Source organism: Pectinatus sottacetonis, assembly GCF_015732155.1.
Lineage (GTDB): Bacteria > Bacillota > Negativicutes > Selenomonadales > Selenomonadaceae > Pectinatus > Pectinatus sottacetonis.
Window position 1 is genome coordinate 2453743 of the sequence record NZ_WIQK01000001.1, and the last position, 22882, is coordinate 2476624.

Consider the following 22882-nt stretch of genomic DNA (forward strand, 5'->3'; position numbering starts at 1 on the left):
AATGAGGAATAATTTTGCATAAAAACAAAAGGACAATTTTATTAATAGGTATTGTTATCATAGCCGGAATATTACTGATTTCAGCTAAAGAATTTTCATTATTAGATACTAGTGCAGCAGATTCCCTGAAAATTTTTACTCAGATAAATCTGCAAAATAATTTTACAAATGCTAATAAAATCGGTCTGGGTGATAAGTCGACTATAAGTACATGGCAGGAAAATTACTTGAAAATAAATAAACATTATTTTCAGATTGAATTTAAGAATACATTGCCAGATGAAAAACTGACTGAATTGGTAAATGCAGAACTGGCAATGAATAAGAAAAGAAAAATAGAAATAAATGATGTGAAAATAAAAGGAGATACAGCCACTGTTAAAATTTCTATCAGTAAGACAAATTATAGTGAAATTGTCGATACTGCTGTAAAAAAAACTGCGGCAGCAAAAAAAGCTGGTAAAATTTCCACACCAAAAGAATATTCATCTGTGCTGGCTGATGAATTGATAAACGGCTATAAAACAGCAAAAATTTCTAATGAAATGTCAAGTTTTTCTATTGTCTGTAAAAAAGACCTAATAACTAACACTAAGAAAAAATATATGCAGCATTCAGATGACGATTGGGTAGCCCGGTATATATTGCCGAGATTTACCGGACATTGCTGGTATCCGCAGAATATGGATGAATTCTTTGAAAAACTCAACAAGGCCATTGAAACGTAAAATAGGCTAACTGTAGTTAGGAATATTAAACCTATATGAAGCTCGCTAAGCCTTGTAATTACAACACTGGATTAATAAAAAAGCATTTCACGGTATAAGTCCATCAGATTACAATCATATCTATAAAGAACATAAATACTAGGTTTTTTTGTTTGGTATTATTTCCCCTTGATATATAAAAGCCGCTGCTGTATGTAGCATTTTTATTCATAAAGATGTAATATTTTCTTGTTTGTTCTTAAATGGACAAACGGATTAATAAAACACATATCTTATGAAGTTAATACTTTTCATACAGCAGCGGCTTTATTTTTTAACAAACCTAATTATTAAACCATTAATGTAAATTTATAATATATTACAAGAGATCATCCTATTTTTTCACGTAAAAAGAAACACTTATTAGTAGCGTCAATAGCTTCCCTGAATTTAATCATGACCTTATCTATATCTTCATAACTTATAGTAGCAGACGGTTCAAAGCGTATGGTTTTGGCATTTACCAGTGTACCGGCAGTCATAACATGGCGGGCAAACAATTCCTTGGCTGTTTCATATCCTAATTCACAGGAAAAGAACTCTACCCCCATCATCAGTCCAATTCCCCGGATTTCTTGTATAACCTGCGGATAATCATCAGCCACTTTTTGCAGTCCATCTTTGAAATAAGCACCTTTTTCTTTTGCTTGTTGCGGAATATTATGCTCCATCATATATTTTATCGTTGCCAATGCTGCTGAACAGCAAAGAGGATTCCCCCCAAATGTAGGTGATCCGAGTATCCACGGATTATCCTGCAGCTGCTTAATCCAAAGATGCGGCCGGGCAATAATTCCTGTAATTGGCATTATCCCACCACCAAAAGCCTTGCCATATGACATTATATCAGGTACAACGTTTTCTGCTTCACAACGAAACATAGTGCCTGTACGTCCCATACCCGTCTGAATTTCATCAAGAATTAAAAAAACTTTATATTCATCACAGATCCTGCGTACTTCTTGCAGATACCCTTTAGGTGGGATTATTACTCCTGCTTCTCCCTGAATCGGTTCTAAAATAACAGCAGCTACTTTCTCACCGACTTGCTGTAAATTATGAACAGCAGCCCTTATTGCATCAGCATTGCCATATTCTACATGCTGAACCTGTTGAACCATGGGATTATATGGTACACGGTAAGTTCCCTTTCCCCCTACTGAAATAGCTCCCATTGACTTTCCATGAAAACCATTTACTGTTGATATAAACCATTGTCCCCCCGAAGCAATTCGCGCCAGTTTTAAAGCCATTTCATTAGCTTCAGCTCCGCCATTAGTAAAAAAACAGTATTGCAGATCCCCAGGTGTTATCGCTGCCAATATTTTTGCCAGATATCCACGCAATGGGTCTACAAGTTCCTGACTATGCAGAGCCTGATGTTCGAGCTGTGCCTTAACTACTTTTAAAATTTCTGGATTGCGGTGTCCGCACATAAAAATGCCAAAACCGCCCAGACAATCAATAAAATCTTGTCCATAAACATCATAAAAATGTTCTCCCTCATCGCGCCACTCTACAAATGCAGCGTTTGTAGAAACCGATTTCCGATACTTCAGCCAGCCCGGATTTACGTAATGATTAAAATTAACAATAGCATCGTCAACAATCTGTTTTTTGTCCTTATTTTCTAATTCTGGTTTTAAAATATATGATATTACTCTGTCCAAGTCCTCCTTAATTAAAGATTTTTTCATAATATCTACGTCCTTTCACGTAATGCATATAAATATATTCATCATTTCAATATGGTAATTGAAAGTGATAGCTATTTATTACTGAACCAACCTGTAGGTTTAACATTTAGATTCATATTTATTTGTTTTACTTCTGTATATTCATCAAAACCAAAGCTGCCCAGCTCCCGGCCAATGCCGCTTTGCTTATATCCTCCCCATGGTGCTTCATTGAAAGTTGGATTATAACAATTTATCCACGTTATTCCAGCCCGCAGCTTTTTTATTACGCGCATAGCCTTGGCTCCATCCTGTGTAAATACGCCTCCGGCTAGCCCATATACTGTATCATTGGCCAAAACAACTGCCTCTTTTTCCGTATGGAATTTCTGTACTACAAGTACTGGCCCAAAAATTTCTTCCTGACAAATTCGCAGTTTATTATTCGTAGCAGCAAAAATAGTAGGTTCAACGAACCAGCCTTTTCGCTCAATCCGACTACCCCCGCAGAGAAGTTCTGCTCCTTCTTTTTTTCCCAGGGATATATAATTGAGAACCTTGTTCATATGCGTCTCACTTATCAACGGCCCCATTTCAATTGAGTCATCGTCGCCGTTGCCAACGACTATTTTTTTAGCTCTTTTTACTAGTTCTGTAACAAATCTATCATAAATGTCCGCTTCGACAAAAAGCCGCGATCCTGCAGCACACACTTGTCCCTGATTACAAAATATCCCAAATAATGCATAATCTACCGCGGCAGCAAAATCAGCATCACTAAAAATAATATTAGGTGATTTTCCCCCTAGTTCTAATGACACATTTTTTATATTGCCGGCAGCTGCCGCCATAATTTTCCTTCCGGTTACAGTGCCTCCCGTAAAAGCTATTTTATCGACATCATGATGTTCAGACAGAGTCTTCCCTACAGTATTTCCTGCACCCAACACAAGATTAGCAACACCAGCAGGAACTCCTGCGGTATCAATAAACTCAAACAATTTGATCACTGAAAGCGGGGTCAGTTCTGCCGGTTTAAATACAATAGTATTTCCAGCCGCCAATGCCGGAGCTATCTTCCATACTGCCATGAGCAAGGGATAATTCCACGGCACAATCTGTCCGCATACACCTATAGGCTCACGTACAACTATAGACTGTATGTCAGTATCCGGGACATCATAAGTCTGTCCAACAGGCTTCGTTGTCATACCAGCATAATATTTTAAACATGCTATTGCATCTTCCACATCACAAATAGTTTCTCGCATGGGTTTACCGTTATTTTTCATTTCCAGTACTGCCATGTCCCGCAGGTTTTTCTCTAAAAGTGCAGCTGTTTTATATAAATAATCGGCTCTTTCCAGTGCTGATGATTCCTGCCAATTGTCTTCATAAAAGCTTTTCTTAGCTGCTGCCACTGCTTTATTCACATCATCAGCTGTACCTTCTGTAACCTTTGCTATACACTCTTCTGTAGCAGGATTTATGATTTTACGTATTGTCCCTGCATCTGACAGTAGCCATTTTCCATCTATATACATTCGTTGTACTTCCATAATATCCTCACATTCTGCTGCCTTTATATTTTGCCACAGCATGTATAAGAGATAGGGGCGTCGTGCAAACAACATCATCCAATTTGCTATTCCTCAATTTTATGCATTTATCTGCTTTTTTAACAGCAGACAGAGACGAAATAGCATAATTACAAAGAAAAATGTTTACGTGCGTCCCCGCCACTTAATTATTTCTGGCTTTTTACCTCTGACCATATCTGATCAAATTTAGGTGTATTTGCTCCTACATCTTTGACAAACTCACCTTTGTCCATCACATCTACCGGAATATTTGAAGCCTTGTTGTCTGTATAATCCTTAGGTAATAAAGTTTTAGCTGCTTCATTAACACTTGTATAAGGATATACTTTAGTTATTTCTGCGGCTATTTTGGGTTCAAGAATAAAATTAATAAACAGTTCTGCATTAGCTTTATTCTTTGCACCTGCAGGTATCGCAAAATTATCGATAAAACGATACATCCCTTCTTTAGGATAAATTATTTTTATAGCCGGATTCTGCTTTTGGGCCAAAGCTGCCTCAGCATTATAGATTAAGCCTATGGATGTTTCTCCACTTATCATTTCTGATTTAGGTGAATCACCGTCAAATACTTTTATATTAGGCATTAATTTTTGTAAAAAAGCTTTTGCCTGTGCCAGCTTGGCATCATCTATTGTATTTATAGAATATCCCAGTGCTTTCAAAGCTATCCCGATTACAACACGCTGTTCATCAATAGAAACGATTGAATTTTTATACTGTGGTTTTATTAAATCCGCATACGAAGTAATTGGTTCTTTTATCTTGTCCGTGTTAACAGCCAGAAGAACAGTTCCTGTCTGATACGGGACTGAATATTCATTACCCGGATCATAATATTGATTAAGATATGTTTTATAAACATTTTTTATATTAGGAATTTTCTCTTTATCTAATTTTTGCAAAAGATGTTTTTCCTTCATTATTTTAATCATAAAATCGCCGGGAACTACAATATCATACGTTCCTTTAGGTGATGATTCTAATTTTGCTAAGCATTCTTCATTTGTAGTGTAATTACTTACATTTACTTTAATGCCATACTTTTCTTCAAACTGTTTAATAACTGAGTCAGGAATATATTGTGTCCAAACATATAAATTAAGCTCACCTTTGTCTGCACTGCCGCTTGTACTGCCACCACAACCTGCAGCCAGCAGGCAAAAACATAAAACTAACAAGACCACTAACTTTCTCATCGTATCCCTCCTGTCATTTTTCACCGACTTTTACTTCATTTTACAGTCATCTTCAGCTTATTTATCTGAAAAAATGTAACCCCTCCTAAACCGATAATAGTTACAGCCATAATCAAAGTAAATAAAGCATTTACCTCTGGTGATACCCCTATCTTCATCATAGCAAATATCTTTAAAGGCAGTGTATTACTGCCTGGACCAGCAGTGAAAAACGTTATTATGACATCATCAAGTGATAACGTAAAAACAAGCATTAACCCGGATAATACTCCCGGGCGCACCAATGGCAGAGTAATATTAAAAAATGTTTTCAGTCGTGTTGCTCCCAGATCCAGCGAAGCCTCCTCCAAAAACTTATCCAATATTGCCAGTCTGGCTCTTACCGTTATAACCACAAAAGGAATAGAAAACGTAATATGTGCCAGAATGATAGTAAATAATCCCAATTTTAGTTTCAACAGTGAAAATACTATGAGCAATGAAATTCCCAAAACAATTTCTGGTATTACCACTGGTATATATAAAAGTGCATCAATAATTTTTTTCCCACAAAAATCATATTTATGCATTCCCAGTGCTCCCATTGTTCCTATTACCCCTGAAACCAGAGTTGAGGTCGCGGCAATCAAGAGCGTGTTTGTCAATGCTTCCAAAAGAGCACTGTTTTGTAACAAAGAATAATACCATTTAACGGTAAATGACTGGAATATTATATTCATTTTTGAACTATTAAAAGAATATGTAATAACAACAAGTATTGGCAGAAATAAAAATAAATATATCAAGACCAAATAAATATTTTCACCTATCCTGCTTTTGTCTTTAAGAGCCAATCAACACCCCTCCTGTCCTAATCAACAAGCTGATTCATTTTGCCTCCGGCACGTTTATAAAGATATATTAAAACTAGTGTCAAAAATACTAAAAGCATGGATAAAGCTGCACCAAAAGGCCAGTTACGCGCTGTTAAGAATTGATTTCTAATCAGATTGCCCAGGTACATAATTTTATTGCCGCCCAGCAAATCCATTATAAAAAATAAACCAAATGATGGAATAAATACCATTATTGAACCAGCGAAGACTCCTGGTATAGTCATAGGAAATAAAACACGCCAAAAAGTCTGAAAAGGTTTTGCCCCTAAGTCAGCCGATGCTTCTAAATAAGAATTATCAAATTTATCTAATGATGCATAAATGGGTAAAATCATAAATGGCAGCAGCGTATACACTAGACCAATAAAAATAGCTGGATTAGTATATAAAAAACCATGTGCTGAAGAAAAAAGACCGATTTTTTCCATAAATTCATTCAAAATTCCATTTGTCCGCAAAATCAATATCCAGCCGTATATACGCAGCAGAGAATTCGTCAAAAATGGAATCATCAAAAGCATTATAAGTATAATTTTATATATACTGGTTTTTTTTACTAAAAACATTGCAAAAGGATAACTGATGATCAGGGCAATTATAGTAACAACTGCAGACATAAGAAAAGATACGCTGAAACACTGTAGATAAACAGTCTTGGTTGTCAGCAGATAATTATGCATGGTAAATGTCCACTCTATACCGCCATATATACCTCTGGTCATCAAACTAACGATAAAGACATACACCATGGGGATTGCTATGAAAAGTATTACCCATAAAGTTATTGGCGCTATCAAAATCAATAACGGAAAGTTTTTTCTTATTTTCATATTGCTTTCTCCATCATTGGTGTATTTTCATCTTTATATCCCTGAGCCGGCTTTGGCATGACCAGTAAATTAGGCTTACTTTTATCAGCAGCCTTCTCTGAAATAAGAAAAGCATCTGATGGTTCCCAATTGACATAAACTTCCTGTCCTACCCGAAAGTCATTTTTATTACTGGGAATATCTACTTTTAATCCATTATCTAAACCTTTCACCATGATAAAAGACCGAATTGAACTGCCTCTATAAACCTGTTCATATATTTTTCCTTTTATTTTAGCTTTTTTCGTTGGCAAAGTACTCAAATATATTTTTTCCGGACGAATAGAAATACATACTGCTTCTTGCGGTAAAAAAGTGCCTGGCTGTGCGTATACTATACCACAGCTGGTTTCAAGCTCAGTAAAATCAGTTAAACATGTTTTTACCTTTCCATCAAAAATATTAGATTCTCCTATAAAATCAGCTATAAAACGCGATATCGGTTTTTCATATATATCTTTTGGGGTGCTGATCTGTTCCATACAGCCGTCATGCATTATTGCTATACGATCACTCATGCTCAATGCTTCTTCCTGATCGTGGGTAACATAAATAAATGTAATGCCAATTTTCTTCTGGAGTTGTTTTAATTCAAACTGCATCTGTTTACGCAGCTTGAGATCCAAAGCCCCAAGTGGTTCATCGAGCAGCAAAACCTTGGGATTATTTACGATTGCCCTTGCAATAGCTATACGCTGTTTTTGCCCACCAGAAAGTTCATCTATTTTTCTTGTACCAAAACCTTCCAATTGTACAAGCTGTAGAATATTTGTTACTTTTTCTTTTATCTGTTTCTTAGGAATTTTTTTCATTTTTAATCCGTAAGCTATATTATCAAAAACATTCATATGCGGAAATAATGCATAATTTTGAAATACAGTATTTATTTCTCTTTCATAAGGCTCCTTAGCAGCTACATTTTCTCCTTCAATGAATATTTGACCACTGTTTGCTCTTTCAAAACCTGCGATCATCCGCAAAGTAGTTGTTTTACCACTGCCCGAAGAACCAAGGATTGTAAGGAACTCTCCTTTATATACACAAAAAGATACATCTTTTACTACTTTTGTATTTCCATAAATTTTATTTATGTTTTTTACTTCTACCATAACATCATTCATAAAACTCACTCCTCAGATGATCAATAATAAAAAAAGGCGCTGAATACGTATATCTATTCAGCACCTTTGCTAATAATAAACTATTAACTTATATTTTATTATATCATGCCTCTACTTTTATTACACTATTACAGCAGCACAATATAATTATATCTGGAATGTTCTTATAGCACAAACAATATTTTATCCCGTTATTCCTGGGTGGGTCATTTGTTCTGGAGATAGAATCTGCTTCATCCTTTCCTCAGTGAGCCAGCCTTTTTCCAGTATAATATCTTTTACAGATCTATTTGTTGTATATGCTTCCTTAGCCAGCAATGAAGAGTTTTCGTAACCTATATGCGGCAGAAGAGCTGTAACTATGCCTACACTTTTTTCCAGCCACTCTTCACACTGTTTTTTATTTGCTGTAACATGCAGCAACAATTTTTCATAGAAAGCATTCACCGCATTAGTTAAATAACGCATAGAATTAAGTATATTAAATGCCATTACCGGTTCCATCACATTAAGTTCAAATTGTCCATTTTCAGCAGCAAGACTTACCGTTAAATCATTGCCTATAACTTGATAACAAGTCTGATTGAGTACTTCTGCAATAACTGGATTGACTTTTCCCGGCATAATTGACGATCCCGGCTGACGCGCTGGCAGTTTTAATTCATTAAACCCACAGCGTGGCCCCGAAGCCATTAACCGAAAATCATTTGCAATTTTTATCAAAACAAGTGCGGTAACCTTCATTGCACTTGAAACATCAACTAAAATATCGACATTATTTGTAGCATCTACAAGATTATCTGCTGTAAAATATTCTTCACCGGTAATCTTATTTAAATGCTTTATTACATGACTTATATACTGCGGCTGTGCATTGAGTCCTGTTCCAACAGCTGTTGCCCCGAGATTAACCACTGATGCATTGCGGGCTGAACTCTCGATGCGCTTGATCCCCCTGCGAACTGCTGCCGCATAAGCTGCCATTTCCTGTCCTAATGTAATCGGAACTGCATCCTGAAGATGCGTCCGTCCCATTTTCAGCACATCTTTAAATTCAACTGCTTTACGATCCAGTACGTCAGCCATCTGTCCAAGTGCCGTCATAAGATGTCTTGCTTTTAATTTAATACATATTTTTATGCTTGTAGGAAACACATCATTTGTTGACTGGGCCATGTTCACATGATTATTAGGAGAAATAACATCATATGTGCCTTTTTTCTCTCCCATAATTTCTAAACCACGATTAGCTAAAACCTCATTCATATTCATGTTTACAGAGGTTCCAGCCCCACCCTGTATTGGATCTACAGGAAACTCATTCACCCATTTCCCTGCGATAACTTCATCTGCTGCCTGTACAAGAACTTTACCAATTTTTTGCGGTAATCTGCCAGTATCCATATTGGCCAGGGCAGCAGCTTTTTTCACTTTAGCCATAGCAACAATAAAATCAGGGTCCAATTTTTGTTCTGTAATATGAAAATTATCTACGGCCCTCATAGTCTGCACTCCATAAAGTACATTTTCCGGAACTTCTTTTTCACCTAAAAAATCATGTTCTTCTCGCATTTTGTCCTCCTGTTTTGTATAAAAAATACATTATAATAGCCAATTATACAAAAAATGGTGCATGTATTAATAAATACATGCACCATTGCATAACAACATATTATTAAGTTATTTATAATTGGCCCTTATACATAATCATCTTGCAAACTTAATATATCCATAGGATAACGCAAATCAACTTTTTTTGCAACACAATAATAGAACAATTTTAAATAATATTTTTGTATTTCCAACCCAAAGATTATTCTGAAACTTTATCTCTAATATAAATACCAGCTCGTTTATAGCGCCTGTCTATATTAAAAAATCTCTTAAGCTTATAACCCTGCTTTCTCTAAACCATGCATGCCCAAAAACGCAGCCTGTCAATCATCGCTTTATATAACTTTTTTACAATTAATCACATTTTAATCCATGTTTTTAATGCCGGAATTATATCTTTCCATTTTAACAAAAAAATGCCTATTGCCACTCCATAACAAATCAGATATTCTTTTCGGGACCCTACATAAAATAAATGCATAAATTCTATCTGTTTATTAGGCAGCAAGACAGGTATTTTCCCACACAAAGCATCTTCCAAAATATGAAAAATACAGCCAATAACATACCAAAAAATAAAATTTGCCAAAACTATTACTACAAATTTTTCTAAAGAAGTAATTTCAGCCATATTTTTTAAATCAGCCATATTTTTTATAAAAAATCCGTAAACAGTTAATGTCATATACAGCAAAAAATCAATTGCCGCATATATCACAAACCAATGTGAAATAGTTCTGTGTCTAGCCTGCCATTCATCCCGGGAAAAAATTATATATTCAATTTTATCGGGAAAAATACTTCCTAATCCTGCTATCAGGGCAAATAAAATATTATTTGTCAAGGCAAATACTGCTGCTGTAGTTAAAACTTTATGGCTTTTCCATGTCATCTAATCAAACAACCTTTTCATATTAATTATCTATATATTATACTAAATTTTTCTAATCGACAAATATAATATGTACGGTATATTACATTTATGCATGACATTTATGAATTAATCTATATTAGCTATTAAATTTATTGTAAATACAAATAATTCGTGTTAGTATGAATTTATATAATATAAATAAGGTGATTATAAATGACAATATCTATACGCAAAAAACATTATTTGCAGCGCGTCGCTGCTACCGCAATTATCTTTCTGAACACTTCAGCTGTATGTTTTGCCGCTGCTTCAGCTGTTCCTGCTGCTCCTGCGCAGACAGATCCTAATGCCAGTAATATGTCTGGGAAATACAAATTATTTGCCCAGTCCATACCAGCACTTCCTGTCCCACCAAAATCACTAAGTGACATTGCTGCTTTCAAAAAATATATTGCAGCTGTTAACGCTTATCTTGATGCTGCTCAAAAGTACATTGATGCTTCTACCAATGACTTAAATGTAATCATAATACAGCGAAATCTGGCGATAAAAAGTGCCAATAGTGTGACAAATACTTATAATGCTTTCCTTGATGCCAATAAAACAAAATAAACTTCATTAGTCTTCTATGAAAAACATATGATTAACATAGTAAACTATTGCTATCAGTTCAATAATTTGCTATTATGACATTGTGTTAAACTTAATTATTTTGTAAGATTTTATAGGAGAATAAACATGCGCCAAACAGTATTAAAATCAATATGGATAACATTTATTTTATTACTTATCTTTGTTACAACGACAGCAGCTGCCAGCAAAGAAAAACAACGAGCAGAACTACGTCAAAAAACAACATCAACCTTAAAAATGCTCTATGAAAAACAACCCAGTGCAAAATATGCCATTGAACATGCAGCCGGCTATGCTGTATTTAATAACACGGGTTTTAAGTTAGGAATTCTCGGCGGTTCACATGGTAGAGGAATGGCTGTCAATAACAGGACCGGCCAGGAAATATTTATGAAAATGCAGGAATATCAGGCAGGATTGGGATTGGGTATAAAAGAATATGCTGTTGTCTTTGTATTTGCAAACGAAAATGCATGGACTTCATTTGTAGAAAAAGGCTGGTCTTTTGGTGCTCAGGCAACAGCCGCAGCTAGTGACGGAGTAACCGGAGATTCTCTGGATGGCGCCGTAATGGTGTCACCAGGTGTATGGGTATATCAAATGACTACAAAAGGATTAGCCGCAGAATTAGCCGTGAAGGGAACAAATTATTACAAAGACAAAGAATTAAATTAAAAAACAACTGATATTTACAGCGTCTGCCTTAATCGGCAGGCGCTGATTTAATTTTTATTTATTCTGTTTATCTAAAAAGTTCTGTATTATATAAGTTTTATATGACCGGACCAAGACAATGAATATCAATAGCGCTAAAATACTGTACGGCCTCATTTTTAGTTAATTCACCATTAAGGACACGGAGCATTTTTTTAAAAACTTCTTCCCCGACCTGCTCAATAGTTTTTGCCCCGGTAATTATCCGTCCGGCATTAATATCCATATCATTCTTCATTCTTTCATAAGTATTAGGATTACCACATATTTTTATTACCGGCATACTAGGAAATCCCTGCGGCGCACCACGCCCTGTAGAAAAAAGCATAAACTGCGCTCCGGTAGCAGCCATTCCTGTAAGTATTTCCGGTTCACGTCCCGGTGTATCCTTTATCCACAGGCCCTTTTGTGTAGTAATATATTCTGGATATTCTAAAACCCCTTGAATTGGGCGGGTGCCACTTTTTACAATTGCCCCCAAGCTTTTTTCTTCAATACTAGATAATCCTCCGGCAATATTTCCAGGTGTAGGCTGTCCTTTGCGCATATCACAACCAATACTTTTCGCTCTCGCTTCCATCTCGTTTACCTTTTGAATTATTTTATCACCAACAGTCTTATTCACCGCACGTTTAGCTAATAAATGTTCTCCGCCAATAAATTCCGTAGTTTCGCCAAAAACGATTGTTGCCCCAAGATCAATAATCTTATCAGCTATATAGCCAATCACACAATTTGATGCCATTCCACTGGTCGCATCGGATGCCCCGCATTTTATTGACATAACAACATTTGCTATATCTACCGGTTCCCTTTGCAGCCCAGATATTTTGATAGCCAAATTACGCGCAATATCGGTTCCTTTCTGAATAGAATTACTGACACCCCCTAATTCCTGTATGTGAATAATCTCTATAGGTTTTCCTGTTTTTTTTAATTCTTCATAGATCCGCTGGTGATTTGTTCCTTCACAGCCAAGACTGACTAATAATACTGCACCTACATTAGGACTTTTGCCAATACTTATCAGTGTATCAGTCACACGCGTTAAATCCGGCGGCATTTGGCAGCACCCTTGGTGATGCAGATAAACAACTGTCCCTTGCACTTGTCGGCAAATTGCCTGTGCAACATCATTTGCACAAGTTACGGTTGGAATTATACCCACAAAATTTCTTGCTCCGGCTTTACCGTCTGGTCTTAAATATCCCATAAACTGCATTATTTTTCACCTGCCTGTAAATCTCCACGGCCGCGCATACTTTCCAAGTTATGCACATGCACATAATCGCCCTTTTTTATAGCTTGGCTTGCCATCCCGATTTCTTCGCCATATTTTATAATTAATTCACCTTTATTAATATCCTGCAAGGCAATTTTATGTCCATACGGAATATCCGAATTAACCGTCAATAGCACATCTGCCCCCTTTTTGTCATGTACATCCACCTGCATATGTGCCTTGATATCATTAGCAAAAATCGTAGCTACATTATCCTTATCATTTACTTTCAATGCCAGTTTTAAATCCATGATTTCCCTCCTAGGTTATTCTCGGAAAATTAATAATTTTTTCCAAAACATTCTCTGATATTATTCTTACTTATTTTCTGGTATTCCCATAAATAAGGATACCACTTGTTGTCATTCCTTTCAATAAATTCAGATTTTTCTTATTGCAAAGACAGATATAAAAACTCATGACATTTTTTTAGAATCTGGCACGACTACGTTACAATTAGCAAAAATATTATCAACACGTGATGATAATATTTTTGTTTCAAATTCAGCTGTTATTGCGTCCAATTTATATAATGCATCATGTAAGATATTGATTATGGAAGGTGAATTACGAAAAAAAGTTTATCACATATTGGTCTATAGGCACATAGCGCTATTGGGCAACTGAAAATGAATATGGCATTTTTATCATGTAGCGGTTTTCAAGAAAAAGTACCATCAATTCATTATGCTGTGTGGTTCGCTTATTTATAATGTTTTACAGGCCAATTTGTTTATCTGGGCAGATAGATAACCGGCTCCATAGCCATTATCTATATTAACAACAGCTACACCATTGGAACAAGAGTTTATCATGGTAAGTAAGGCAGATAGGCCGTGCATATTGGCACCATAGCCTATAGAAGTCGGTACAGCTATAACAGGTTTGTCAACCAGTCCACCGAGAACACTAGCTAATGCTCCTTCCATACCGGCTACGGCAACTACACAATTGGCTGACTGGATTGTTTCCAGCCGGGCCAGCAGTCTATGTAGTCCTGATACACCGATATCATAGATTCGTTCGACTGATGATTTAAAAAATTCGGCAGTCTGGGCGGCTTCTTCAGCTACACTTATATCTGCGGTCCCAGCGGTGCATACAACGATTCGGCCATATCTTTTTTTCGCTTTTTTTTCTATTTTAATAGTACGGGCTGCCGGATCATATTCTACCTGAGAATATTTTTTGCTGATCAGTTCATATTGCTGAGGCGTGGCTCTTGTTCCTAACACTTCACCCTCAGTCTCATATAATTTTGTAAATATGTTTAATAGATGTTCATCAGATTTACCGCTGCAGAAAATGACTTCGGCAAAGCCGGAGCGTAGTTTCCTGTGGGTATCAAGCTTGGCATAGCCCATATCTTCAAAAGGTTGGCGGCGTAAGAATTGTTCAGCTTCGTTTAGGGATATTTCGCCAGATTTTACTTTAAGTAATAATTCATGTGTATTCATGGTGTTTTATGCTCCTCAGATAATAAAAAATTTCATAATAAAAATGATAGCTGTGATAATTGTACATTTAGTAGAACAGTCCCATTGCGTGAAATATAATATTTACGCTATAATGATTGTTAGAAGCTGTTTTTTGTCTATTACACAATATGGTAATTTATAGCAATTAAATAAAACTTTTGTAGGAGTAATTATTTTTAATGAAACATAATAAATATAAGATTTTAACTTATGGTTGTCAAATGAATGAAAGTGATTCTATGCGAATGGGAACCCAGCTTGAGCAGCTTGGTTTTAAAGAATGTTCATCTATGGAACAGGCGGATATAATTTTATTGAATACATGCTGTGTGCGCGAAAGTGCGGAAAATAAGATTTATGGTAAAATAGGAGAAATAAAACATTTAAAACAGGATAATCCGGAGATTATTTTTGGCGTTGTCGGCTGTATGGCACAAAAGGAAGGTGAAAAGCTGTTCAAAAGAGCACCGCATATTGATTTTGTATTGGGAACGAATAAAATACATGAATTAAATAATGTTATCAATGAAATAAAAATGTCACGGCATCATTTGACGGAATTGGCACCATCAGATGGAGGAACGCCGGAAGAGGTACTGCCGCCTGACCGTGGTGATCTATCTGTATGGGTACCGATTACATATGGTTGTAATAATTTTTGCACATATTGCATAGTACCTTATGTGCGTGGTAGGGAACACAGCCGTCCGATGCAGGCTGTAATTGACGAGGTCAAAAATTATAGTAAAAATGGTGTTAAAGAAATAACTTTGTTGGGACAAAATGTAAACTCATATGGTAAAGATTTGGTAAATGTAGATTTTGCCGATCTTTTATACAATCTTGATAAAATAGATGGTATAGAACGGATACGCTATATGACATCACATCCGCGTGATTTGAATGATAAAGTAATTGATACGATTAAAAATAGCCGTCATGTTTGTACTCATTTTCATCTGCCGGTACAGCATGGCAGTGACCGTATTTTAAAGGCGATGAACCGTGGTTATACAATTGAGTATTATCGGGAATTAGTGGAAAAAGTACGGACAGCAGTACCTGATTGCAGTTTGACTACAGATATTATAGTTGGTTTCCCCGGAGAAACAGAGGAAGATTTTTCCCAGATGCTTAATTTTATCAAGGATATTCGTTACGATGCGGCTTATACTTTTTTATATTCCAAGCGGTCAGGTACTCCGGCGGCTACTATGGATAATCAGGTGGCTGAGGATGTCAAAAAGCAGCGTTTGAACAAACTTATGTCTGTTCAGAATAATATTAGCCTGTCCATAAATGAAACATTTGTGGGTAAATGTGTTGAAGTCATGGTAGAAGGACCCAGCCGTACTGATGCGAATGTCTATACAGGGCGGACATCAACCAATAAAATTGTTCTGTGGCAAAAAGAAGGACAGGAAAAGCAGGGTGATTTGCTGACAGTTAAAATTACCCATCCGCAGACATGGATATTAAAGGGTGAAGCGCAATATGACAAGCAATAAAGGAGCCGAAGAAAACAAGAAAACATTGGAAACTACACCAATGATGCAGCAGTATTATGAAATGAAAAAACAATCGGGGGAAGCTATATTGTTTTTTCGTCTGGGCGATTTTTATGAAATGTTTAATGATGATGCCCAGACTGCATCGAGGGAATTAGAGTTAACACTGACTTCACGCAGTAAAATGCCAATGTGCGGCATTCCCTATCATGCGGCGGAAAATTATATAAATAAATTAATAAATAAAGGCTATAAGGTCGCTATATGTGAACAGATAGGTGATCCGAAGGCAAAGGGCCTTACTAAGCGGGAAATTATAAAAATAGTTACACCGGGAACGGTAATGAATGAATCGGCATTGCCTGGAGTGCTGAATAACTATATTGCATTGATATATGAAGAAGATAATATATTGATTTTAGCAGGGGCTGATATTTCAACAGGTGAATGTTTTTATGGTATTTATAAAGGGGCAGATCGGGTTCAGATATTATGTGATGAACTATACCGTTTAATGATGTCAGAACTTTTACTGACAGAAAGTTTATCATGCCGGGAAAAATTATTGGAATTTTTGACATTGCGTATGCCTAAATGTGTAATTACGGATATTAAACATTTATCGGATACTGTAGAGGACCGGATAATAGAGCATTTTGATGCGGATAATCGTCCCCGGCAAGAAGGTGCTAAAAAAGCTATAGCGACATTACTGGATTATCTGCATGAAACAGTAAAAAGCGATCTGAGTCATTTGAATCATCTATCATATATTGATGCGGATTCAAACCTTGTTATTGATACGTATACGCTGCGAAATTTAGAAATAACACATAATTTGCGTGATGGAGGGAAAAAGGGAACGCTGTTTTCAGTACTTGATTTCACGCGGACAGCTATGGGAAGCCGCAAGCTTTCAAAATGGTTGGAATATCCGCTGCTTGACAGATATAAAATTGAACAGAGATTGGATGCAGTGGATGAACTTGTAAATGACTTTTCGCGCCGTACGCAGATTCATGAGCTGCTAAAAGATATTTATGATTTTGAACGTTTATTGACAAGGGTAGAAGTCGGCAGTGCCAATGCACGTGATATGCTGGCTTTAAAAAAGTCGTTATATACGCTGCCGGCAATAAAGAAATCGCTTATAAATGTGAAAACTACTTTGCTGCAGGAAATAGATAGTAATATAAATACGTATGAATCGCTGGTAGATTTATTGGAAAGAGCAATAGCTGATAATCCTGGTTTTTTGTTGCGGGATGGCGGTATAATAAAGGATGGTTTTGATAAAGAGCTTGATGAATATCGCACGCTCGCTTCTGACAGCCGGTCCTTACTGCAGAAAATGGAAGAAGAACAGCGGCAGTCTACAGGAATAAAATCACTTAAAATTAGCTATAATAAAGTTTTTGGGTATTTTATTGAAATAAGGAAAAGCAATATTAGTCAGGTACCGGAAAATTATATACGCAAACAGACGCTGGTAAATACAGAAAGATATATTACACCTGAATTAAAAGAATTTGAAACTAAAATATTGGGGGCACAGGAAAAAACTTTACAAATAGAATATCGTCTGTTTATCGAAGTAAGGGAAAAAGTAAAAAAACATATAGAAAGTATCCAGAAAACAGCGCAGAGTATTGCTGTCCTTGATGTTATTACTTCCTTTGCTGAAGCTGCCGTGCAGTATAATTATATACGACCCTCTATTAGCGGTGATGGAAAGATAATAATTTATGATGGACGGCATCCACTGATTGAAAGAATATTGAAGAAAGATCTTTTTGTGCCTAATGATACGCTTCTTGATAATTATAAAAATGAAATATTGATAATAACAGGGCCTAATATGGCGGGCAAATCAACCTATATGCGGCAGACGGCATTGCTTACGCTGATGGCACAAGCGGGCAGTTTTATACCTGCGCGAAAAGCGATTATTTCACCTGTTGACAGGATATTTACCCGTATAGGGGCTAGTGATGATCTGGCTAGCGGGCAGAGTACTTTTATGGTTGAAATGAACGAGGTAGCACATATTCTAAAGTATGCAACTAAAAACAGCTTGATTATTCTTGATGAAATAGGGCGGGGAACAAGTACGTTTGATGGAATGAGTATTGCTCGGGCAGTAATTGAATATATACGTGACAAAACGGCAGCAAAAACATTGTTTGCTACTCATTATCATGAACTTACTGATTTGGCAGATGATAAGCATATAAAAAATTATTGTGTTGCTGTTAAAGAAAAGGGCAGTAAGGTTGTATTTCTAAGGCGCATAGTGAGCGGCAGTGCTGATAAATCTTATGGTATACATGTGGCGAAGCTTGCAGGCCTGCCGAAAAGTGTGACGGAACGGGCGGATAAAATATTAGCAGGTTTGGAAACGAATGATTTATCAATGTATCAAGCTAATAGTAAAACAAAAGCAAAAAGCAATAGTCAAAATAAGTCGAGTGATAATGTTGAAATGGACAATTTGTTTGCTTCGACATTAAGTGGTGAATTGTTAAAGCTCGATGTAACGACAATGACCCCATTGGAAGCGATGAATACTTTATATAAGTTACAACAGCAGGCGAAGAAGGAGGCTGGACAATTATGAGTAACATCCATGTGCTTGATGAAAATACGATAAATAAAATTGCGGCCGGTGAAGTGGTAGAACGGCCGTCTTCTGTAGTAAAAGAGCTCATGGAAAATGCCATTGATGCGCAGTCGGATAAAATAGAAGTTGAAATTATGGCTGGCGGAACCAGCTTCATACGTATCAGTGATAATGGTATCGGAATGAGTAGGGAAGATGTGCAGGTTGCGATACTGCGGCACGCTACGAGTAAGATAGCAGCAGTCAATGACTTGGAAAAAATTTCCACATTAGGGTTCAGGGGTGAAGCACTGCCTTCAATTGCGGCAGTATCAAGGTTTTCTATACTGACTAGACAGGCGCATAGTGAACTTGGCACCAGCGTAAAAATAGTTGGCGGTCATCTTGATAATATTGAGGATGCTGGTTGTAATATAGGAACAAACATCAAGGTAGAAGATTTATTTTTTAATACTCCGGCCAGAAAGAAATTTTTAAAGACAAATAATACTGAGTCGAACCGGATAAATGATTATGTGATAAAACTAGCTTTTTCTAATCCGCAGATCGCGGTAAAATTTATTAACAATAGTAAGTTTACCTTGACTACGCCAGGAAATGGCTCTTTGAAAGATGCCATTACCAGTGTTTATGGCAGAACTGTTGGGGAGCAGCTTTTACCATTGGACCTGGATAATAGCAGTGTAAAAGTCAGCGGTTTTATTACGAAGCCAGCAGTAATAAGAAGCAGCCGTACATGGCAGACTTTTATAGTAAATGGACGTATTATTAATAATAGGATGATAAGTAAGGCTATTGATAATGCGTATCATTCATTGCTGCCAAAATCGGGTTATCCATTGGTTGTGCTGTGCTTAGAAGTACCTTCTGATAGTATAGATATAAATGTACATCCCCAGAAAATAGAAATAAAATTCGCTGATGAGGGTCATATATTTAAGGCTGTGTATAAGGCTATTATTGATGCGGTGCGTCCTTCCGGTACAGAAAATAATCTTAATACATTTGCTGCTCCGGCTAATTATATAAAACCACATTATGAAGAAACTCCATTAAACAACGGTTCTTTTTCCAGGCAGGGAGAAAAGTCATCAGTCCCCGTACAATTTAAGAAAAGTATGGATTATGGCAAAATACGTAGCTCTTATAATAATATGAATGTAAAAGAAAATACAGCTGATTTTACTATAGCGAAGGAACAAGTCTATGCTATAAAAAATGCTGCTACTTTGTCGCAGAATATGAATGAGGAAAATATTTTGAGTGAAAGGGCAGTGGATAATGAAGCTGTTCCGGCAGGAAATCTGGTGCCGATGGGACAGATCGATTTATGCTATATAATTGCCCAAGGGGAAGATGGTATGTATATCATTGATCAGCATGCTGCCCATGAGCGGATATTATATGATAAGTTTGGATTGGCGAAAGATCGTGTAGTTTCACAGCCGCTTTTGGTTCATTTACTTTTAGATCTAGCACCATTTGAATATGAGCTTTTAGAAAAGAATCAAAAGATATTATATGATTTAGGATTCCGTGTAGAAGCTGCCGGGCCACAGCAATTCCGATTGAGTGAAATACCGGCGGATATTCCAACTAAGGATGCCGAAAATACCATAAGGGAAATTTTGGCTTCACTCAATGAAATGCATACACCTACGCCTCAGGAAATACGGCATTCTTGTCTGGCTACAGCAGCATGTCGTGCAGCAATAAAGGCCGGTGATAAATTGACAGTTCAGCAAATGAAAATTATTTTGGATGAACTGGCTAATACTAGATTGCCTTATACATGTCCGCATGGTCGGCCGACAATTATAAAATTCACTCATCGGGATCTGGCAAAAATGTTTAAGCGAATACAATAATGGTTATTGTTAGTGGTAAAGAGGATTATGAAGAATATTTTTATAACGACAGGACGAAAGACGGATGAAGTTTGTTTTAAAAAGGCAAAAGAAATAGCAGCGGAGAAACATATAGATTTTGTTTCACGGACGGGTAAGTCTTTGGATAAATTGTCAGCAGAAAAGAATTGTGATATGGTACTCCTGGTGAAAAAAGATAGATTAACTATAAAAACACCGGGCGGAGAGTTGTTTTTCCATCCCAGTATGGCACAATTAAGGCTAAAAAGGTTGCTGAAACATGAACCTGATCATATGGTTGAAGCTATGGGATTAAGAATGGGAATGACAGTACTGGACTGTACATTGGGATTTGCTTCGGATGCGGTGATAAGTGCGTTTATCAGTGGAACAAAAGTAATTGGGTTGGAAAGTAATCTTGCTGTATCAATAGTAGTGGCAGATGGATTAAAACACTATAAATCTGATATAGAGGATTTACAAAATGCTATGCATAATATTGAGGTTATAAATACTGATTGTAAAGAATATTTGGCGGCAATGCCGGATAAAAGTGTAGATGTTGTATATTTTGATCCGATGTTTCGCTATCCGTTAAAAAAAAGTGTTAGTTTACAGCCGTTGCGTGGTTTGGCGAATAGGGAAGCTGTTGATATTGGAAGTATACGTCAGGCGTGTCGTGTTGCTCGCTGTCGGGTGGTTATGAAAGAAAACAGTAAAAGCAGCGAATTTAAAAGATTAGGATTTAATAAAACCTGTGGCGGCCGTTACAGCAGTGTCCGCTATGGGATAATTGATTTACTAAAATAAATCAATTATCCAAAAACTGCCCCCATGAGCTGGATTAAAATCCAGCTTATGGGGGCAGTTTATTATTAGCGTATCAGGTAGTAAATGATGACCAATAATACTCCCGGAATACCCAGAATACCTGCTATGAGGGCAGTAACAAATTTTATAGGAATTGCTAATCCAAAAACGAAATTGACCAGCCAGAGGCAAACTGCCCCAAAAATGCTGTTATAGATAAGTTTCCATAAAACCTTGATAGACAACGAAAAAACTTTTGTTATCAGACATAATATTAATAGTCCGATACAAAAAGCTATTATCAAATTTGCATTTAACATTAATTAATAACCTTCCTAAAAATAAACAACCTAAATTTCATGGCGGTTTTCTAGAGCTTTAGATAATGTTACTTCGTCAGCATATTCTAAATCCCCGCCTATGGGAAGTCCATGAGCAATACGGGAAACTTTTATGCCTGAAGGTTTTACAAGCTTAGCAATATACATGGCTGTGGCTTCTCCTTCAACATTAGGATTAGTTGCCATTATTAATTCTTTTACCTTGGTCGTTTGTAAACGTAATAAAAGCTCACGTACTTTTATATTTTCCGGTCCAATGCCTTCAAGAGGGGATAAGACACCATGGAGAACATGGTAGACTCCCTTATAATCACGCATTCTTTCCATCGCCGCAACATCACGTGGCTGCTCTACGACACAGATTACAGAATGATCCCGGTTGGGGGAAGAACAGATCCGGCAGGGATTAACATCGCTTATATTAAAGCAAGTGTTGCAAAAACCTATCTTTTCCTTTGCTTCGATTATGGCGTTAGCCAAAGCTTTAGCCTTGGACGGTTCCATATCTATTATATGGTAAGCCAGACGGGTAGCTGTTTTTGCCCCTATCCCCGGCAAAGTACGAAGATGCTCGATCAATTTAGCCAGTGGTTCAATATACTGCATTAAAACATCCCTGGGGGAAGATTGAGACCGTTGGTTAATTTACCCATTTCTGATGACATCATTTCATCGACTTTTTTTACAGCTTCATTTATTGCCGCTGAAATAAGATCCTGCAGCATTTCAACATCTTCAGGATCTACTGCTGAAGGGTCTATTGTGAGGGAAACAACCTGTTTTTCCCCATTCATAATAACTTTTACAACACCGCCGCCACTTGATACGTCAACGGTTTTTTTCTTTAATTCATTCTGCATTTGGGCCATTTCCTGCTGCAGCTTTTGGACCTTTTTCATCATACCGGCCATGTTGCCGCCCATAGGATTGAACATAGAATTATTCCTCCTGTGATTTTATTAAAATTACCTATAGATATTTCAAAAATATTTTGGCAGATTAGTCATTATAAAAATTAAGTAATAATGACTG

22 protein-coding genes are annotated in these 22882 nt (G+C 36.7%); 8 read left to right on the plus strand and 14 right to left on the minus strand.

Annotated features, from left to right (window positions below):
* The first annotated feature begins 14 nt into the window (after positions 1 to 14).
* Positions 15 to 728 carry a hypothetical protein gene (locus tag I6760_RS11485; RefSeq protein WP_196594540.1) on the plus strand — a complete coding sequence of 238 codons (714 nt, stop codon included), beginning with the start codon at positions 15 to 17 and terminating at the stop codon, positions 726 to 728.
* A gap of 368 nt (positions 729 to 1096) precedes the next feature.
* On the opposite strand, the gene I6760_RS11490 is transcribed toward I6760_RS11485, so the two are convergent.
* The 8 genes from I6760_RS11490 to I6760_RS11525 form a co-directional block, all read right to left on the minus strand.
* Entirely contained in the window at positions 1097 to 2464 is a 1368-nt protein-coding gene (locus tag I6760_RS11490) for a putrescine aminotransferase (RefSeq protein WP_196594541.1), read from the minus strand.
* Between the two features lie 71 nt (positions 2465 to 2535).
* Entirely contained in the window at positions 2536 to 4002 is a 1467-nt protein-coding gene (locus I6760_RS11495; protein ID WP_231036257.1) for an aldehyde dehydrogenase family protein, read from the minus strand.
* 188 nt (positions 4003 to 4190) lie between these two features.
* The gene (locus I6760_RS11500) at positions 4191 to 5243 is read right to left on the minus strand and encodes a polyamine ABC transporter substrate-binding protein (RefSeq protein ID WP_196594542.1); all 1053 of its coding nucleotides are present in this window, start codon (positions 5241 to 5243) and stop codon (positions 4191 to 4193) included.
* A gap of 35 nt (positions 5244 to 5278) precedes the next feature.
* The gene (locus I6760_RS11505; RefSeq protein WP_196594543.1) at positions 5279 to 6076 is read right to left on the minus strand and encodes an ABC transporter permease; all 798 of its coding nucleotides are present in this window, start codon (positions 6074 to 6076) and stop codon (positions 5279 to 5281) included.
* Positions 6077 to 6093: 17 nt separating this feature from the next.
* Entirely contained in the window at positions 6094 to 6948 is an 855-nt protein-coding gene (locus I6760_RS11510) for an ABC transporter permease (protein WP_196594544.1), read from the minus strand.
* Positions 6945 to 8108 carry an ABC transporter ATP-binding protein gene (locus I6760_RS11515; protein ID WP_196594545.1) on the minus strand — a complete coding sequence of 388 codons (1164 nt, stop codon included), beginning with the start codon at positions 8106 to 8108 and terminating at the stop codon, positions 6945 to 6947. The genes I6760_RS11510 and I6760_RS11515 overlap by 4 nt, the downstream gene beginning before the upstream one ends.
* 183 nt (positions 8109 to 8291) lie before the next feature.
* A complete protein-coding gene (locus I6760_RS11520; protein WP_196594546.1) occupies positions 8292 to 9680 on the minus strand; it encodes an aspartate ammonia-lyase in 1389 nt (462 codons plus the stop codon).
* A 400-nt stretch (positions 9681 to 10080) separates the two neighbouring features.
* The gene (locus I6760_RS11525) at positions 10081 to 10614 is read right to left on the minus strand and encodes a metal-dependent hydrolase (protein ID WP_196594547.1); all 534 of its coding nucleotides are present in this window, start codon (positions 10612 to 10614) and stop codon (positions 10081 to 10083) included.
* A gap of 195 nt (positions 10615 to 10809) precedes the next feature.
* Between I6760_RS11525 and I6760_RS11530 the strand changes: the two genes are divergently transcribed.
* Positions 10810 to 11208 carry a hypothetical protein gene (locus I6760_RS11530; protein WP_196594548.1) on the plus strand — a complete coding sequence of 133 codons (399 nt, stop codon included), beginning with the start codon at positions 10810 to 10812 and terminating at the stop codon, positions 11206 to 11208.
* A gap of 126 nt (positions 11209 to 11334) precedes the next feature.
* Positions 11335 to 11904 carry a lipid-binding SYLF domain-containing protein gene (locus I6760_RS11535; RefSeq protein ID WP_196594549.1) on the plus strand — a complete coding sequence of 190 codons (570 nt, stop codon included), beginning with the start codon at positions 11335 to 11337 and terminating at the stop codon, positions 11902 to 11904.
* Positions 11905 to 12001: 97 nt separating this feature from the next.
* Here I6760_RS11535 and I6760_RS11540 read toward each other — a convergent pair whose 3' ends face one another.
* The gene (locus I6760_RS11540) at positions 12002 to 13156 is read right to left on the minus strand and encodes a UxaA family hydrolase (protein WP_196594550.1); all 1155 of its coding nucleotides are present in this window, start codon (positions 13154 to 13156) and stop codon (positions 12002 to 12004) included.
* An 8-nt stretch (positions 13157 to 13164) separates the two neighbouring features.
* Positions 13165 to 13476 carry a UxaA family hydrolase gene (locus tag I6760_RS11545; protein ID WP_231036259.1) on the minus strand — a complete coding sequence of 104 codons (312 nt, stop codon included), beginning with the start codon at positions 13474 to 13476 and terminating at the stop codon, positions 13165 to 13167.
* Positions 13477 to 13690: 214 nt separating this feature from the next.
* Here I6760_RS11545 and I6760_RS13105 point away from each other — a divergent pair, with 214 nt between their 5' ends.
* Complete coding sequence (locus I6760_RS13105) at positions 13691 to 13852, plus strand: hypothetical protein (protein ID WP_407947318.1); 162 nt, start codon at positions 13691 to 13693, stop codon at positions 13850 to 13852.
* 80 nt (positions 13853 to 13932) lie between these two features.
* Here the strand turns inward: I6760_RS13105 and larB are convergent, their stop codons facing one another.
* Positions 13933 to 14682, minus strand: coding sequence for a nickel pincer cofactor biosynthesis protein LarB (larB, locus tag I6760_RS11555; RefSeq protein WP_196594551.1), 750 nt, complete (start codon positions 14680 to 14682; stop codon positions 13933 to 13935).
* A gap of 200 nt (positions 14683 to 14882) precedes the next feature.
* Here larB and miaB point away from each other — a divergent pair, with 200 nt between their 5' ends.
* From miaB to I6760_RS11575, 4 genes are read left to right on the plus strand one after another with little or no spacing between them, the layout of a single operon-like run.
* Positions 14883 to 16211, plus strand: coding sequence for a tRNA (N6-isopentenyl adenosine(37)-C2)-methylthiotransferase MiaB (miaB, locus tag I6760_RS11560; RefSeq protein WP_196594552.1), 1329 nt, complete (start codon positions 14883 to 14885; stop codon positions 16209 to 16211).
* Positions 16198 to 18828 carry a DNA mismatch repair protein MutS gene (gene mutS, locus I6760_RS11565; RefSeq protein WP_231036261.1) on the plus strand — a complete coding sequence of 877 codons (2631 nt, stop codon included), beginning with the start codon at positions 16198 to 16200 and terminating at the stop codon, positions 18826 to 18828. Before miaB ends, mutS begins: the two co-directional genes overlap by 14 nt.
* Complete coding sequence (mutL, locus tag I6760_RS11570) at positions 18825 to 20699, plus strand: DNA mismatch repair endonuclease MutL (protein WP_196594553.1); 1875 nt, start codon at positions 18825 to 18827, stop codon at positions 20697 to 20699. Before mutS ends, mutL begins: the two co-directional genes overlap by 4 nt.
* A 27-nt stretch (positions 20700 to 20726) precedes the next feature.
* Positions 20727 to 21509: a class I SAM-dependent methyltransferase gene (locus tag I6760_RS11575; protein WP_196594554.1), complete on the plus strand. Its 783-nt coding sequence runs from the start codon at positions 20727 to 20729 to the stop codon at positions 21507 to 21509.
* A gap of 65 nt (positions 21510 to 21574) precedes the next feature.
* Here the strand turns inward: I6760_RS11575 and I6760_RS11580 are convergent, their stop codons facing one another.
* The 3 genes from I6760_RS11580 to I6760_RS11590 are packed head-to-tail and all read right to left on the minus strand — an operon-like array spanning position 21575 to position 22785.
* The gene (locus I6760_RS11580) at positions 21575 to 21829 is read right to left on the minus strand and encodes a pro-sigmaK processing inhibitor BofA family protein (RefSeq protein WP_196594555.1); all 255 of its coding nucleotides are present in this window, start codon (positions 21827 to 21829) and stop codon (positions 21575 to 21577) included.
* Between the two features lie 30 nt (positions 21830 to 21859).
* Complete coding sequence (recR, locus tag I6760_RS11585) at positions 21860 to 22456, minus strand: recombination mediator RecR (protein ID WP_196594556.1); 597 nt, start codon at positions 22454 to 22456, stop codon at positions 21860 to 21862.
* Positions 22456 to 22785: a YbaB/EbfC family nucleoid-associated protein gene (locus I6760_RS11590; protein ID WP_196594557.1), complete on the minus strand. Its 330-nt coding sequence runs from the start codon at positions 22783 to 22785 to the stop codon at positions 22456 to 22458. The genes recR and I6760_RS11590 overlap by 1 nt, the downstream gene beginning before the upstream one ends.
* Positions 22786 to 22882 lie beyond the last annotated feature (97 nt).

Excerpts from the sequence above, each read along its gene's own strand:
- I6760_RS11490 (WP_196594541.1), bottom strand. The coding sequence starts at position 2,464 with ATGAAAAAATCTTTAATTAAGGAGGACTTGGACAGAGTAATATCATAT.
- I6760_RS11495 (WP_231036257.1), bottom strand. The coding sequence starts at position 4,002 with ATGGAAGTACAACGAATGTATATAGATGGAAAATGGCTACTGTCAGAT.
- I6760_RS11500 (WP_196594542.1), bottom strand. The coding sequence starts at position 5,243 with ATGAGAAAGTTAGTGGTCTTGTTAGTTTTATGTTTTTGCCTGCTGGCT.
- I6760_RS11510 (WP_196594544.1), bottom strand. The coding sequence starts at position 6,948 with ATGAAAATAAGAAAAAACTTTCCGTTATTGATTTTGATAGCGCCAATA.
- I6760_RS11515 (WP_196594545.1), bottom strand. The coding sequence starts at position 8,108 with ATGAATGATGTTATGGTAGAAGTAAAAAACATAAATAAAATTTATGGA.
- I6760_RS11520 (WP_196594546.1), bottom strand. The coding sequence starts at position 9,680 with ATGCGAGAAGAACATGATTTTTTAGGTGAAAAAGAAGTTCCGGAAAAT.
- I6760_RS11525 (WP_196594547.1), bottom strand. The coding sequence starts at position 10,614 with ATGACATGGAAAAGCCATAAAGTTTTAACTACAGCAGCAGTATTTGCC.
- I6760_RS11530 (WP_196594548.1), top strand. The coding sequence starts at position 10,810 with ATGACAATATCTATACGCAAAAAACATTATTTGCAGCGCGTCGCTGCT.
- I6760_RS11535 (WP_196594549.1), top strand. The coding sequence starts at position 11,335 with ATGCGCCAAACAGTATTAAAATCAATATGGATAACATTTATTTTATTA.
- I6760_RS11540 (WP_196594550.1), bottom strand. The coding sequence starts at position 13,156 with ATGGGATATTTAAGACCAGACGGTAAAGCCGGAGCAAGAAATTTTGTG.
- I6760_RS11545 (WP_231036259.1), bottom strand. The coding sequence starts at position 13,476 with ATGGATTTAAAACTGGCATTGAAAGTAAATGATAAGGATAATGTAGCT.
- larB (WP_196594551.1), bottom strand. The coding sequence starts at position 14,682 with ATGAATACACATGAATTATTACTTAAAGTAAAATCTGGCGAAATATCC.
- miaB (WP_196594552.1), top strand. The coding sequence starts at position 14,883 with ATGAAACATAATAAATATAAGATTTTAACTTATGGTTGTCAAATGAAT.
- mutS (WP_231036261.1), top strand. The coding sequence starts at position 16,198 with ATGACAAGCAATAAAGGAGCCGAAGAAAACAAGAAAACATTGGAAACT.
- mutL (WP_196594553.1), top strand. The coding sequence starts at position 18,825 with ATGAGTAACATCCATGTGCTTGATGAAAATACGATAAATAAAATTGCG.
- I6760_RS11575 (WP_196594554.1), top strand. The coding sequence starts at position 20,727 with ATGAAGAATATTTTTATAACGACAGGACGAAAGACGGATGAAGTTTGT.
- I6760_RS11580 (WP_196594555.1), bottom strand. The coding sequence starts at position 21,829 with ATGTTAAATGCAAATTTGATAATAGCTTTTTGTATCGGACTATTAATA.
- recR (WP_196594556.1), bottom strand. The coding sequence starts at position 22,456 with ATGCAGTATATTGAACCACTGGCTAAATTGATCGAGCATCTTCGTACT.
- I6760_RS11590 (WP_196594557.1), bottom strand. The coding sequence starts at position 22,785 with ATGTTCAATCCTATGGGCGGCAACATGGCCGGTATGATGAAAAAGGTC.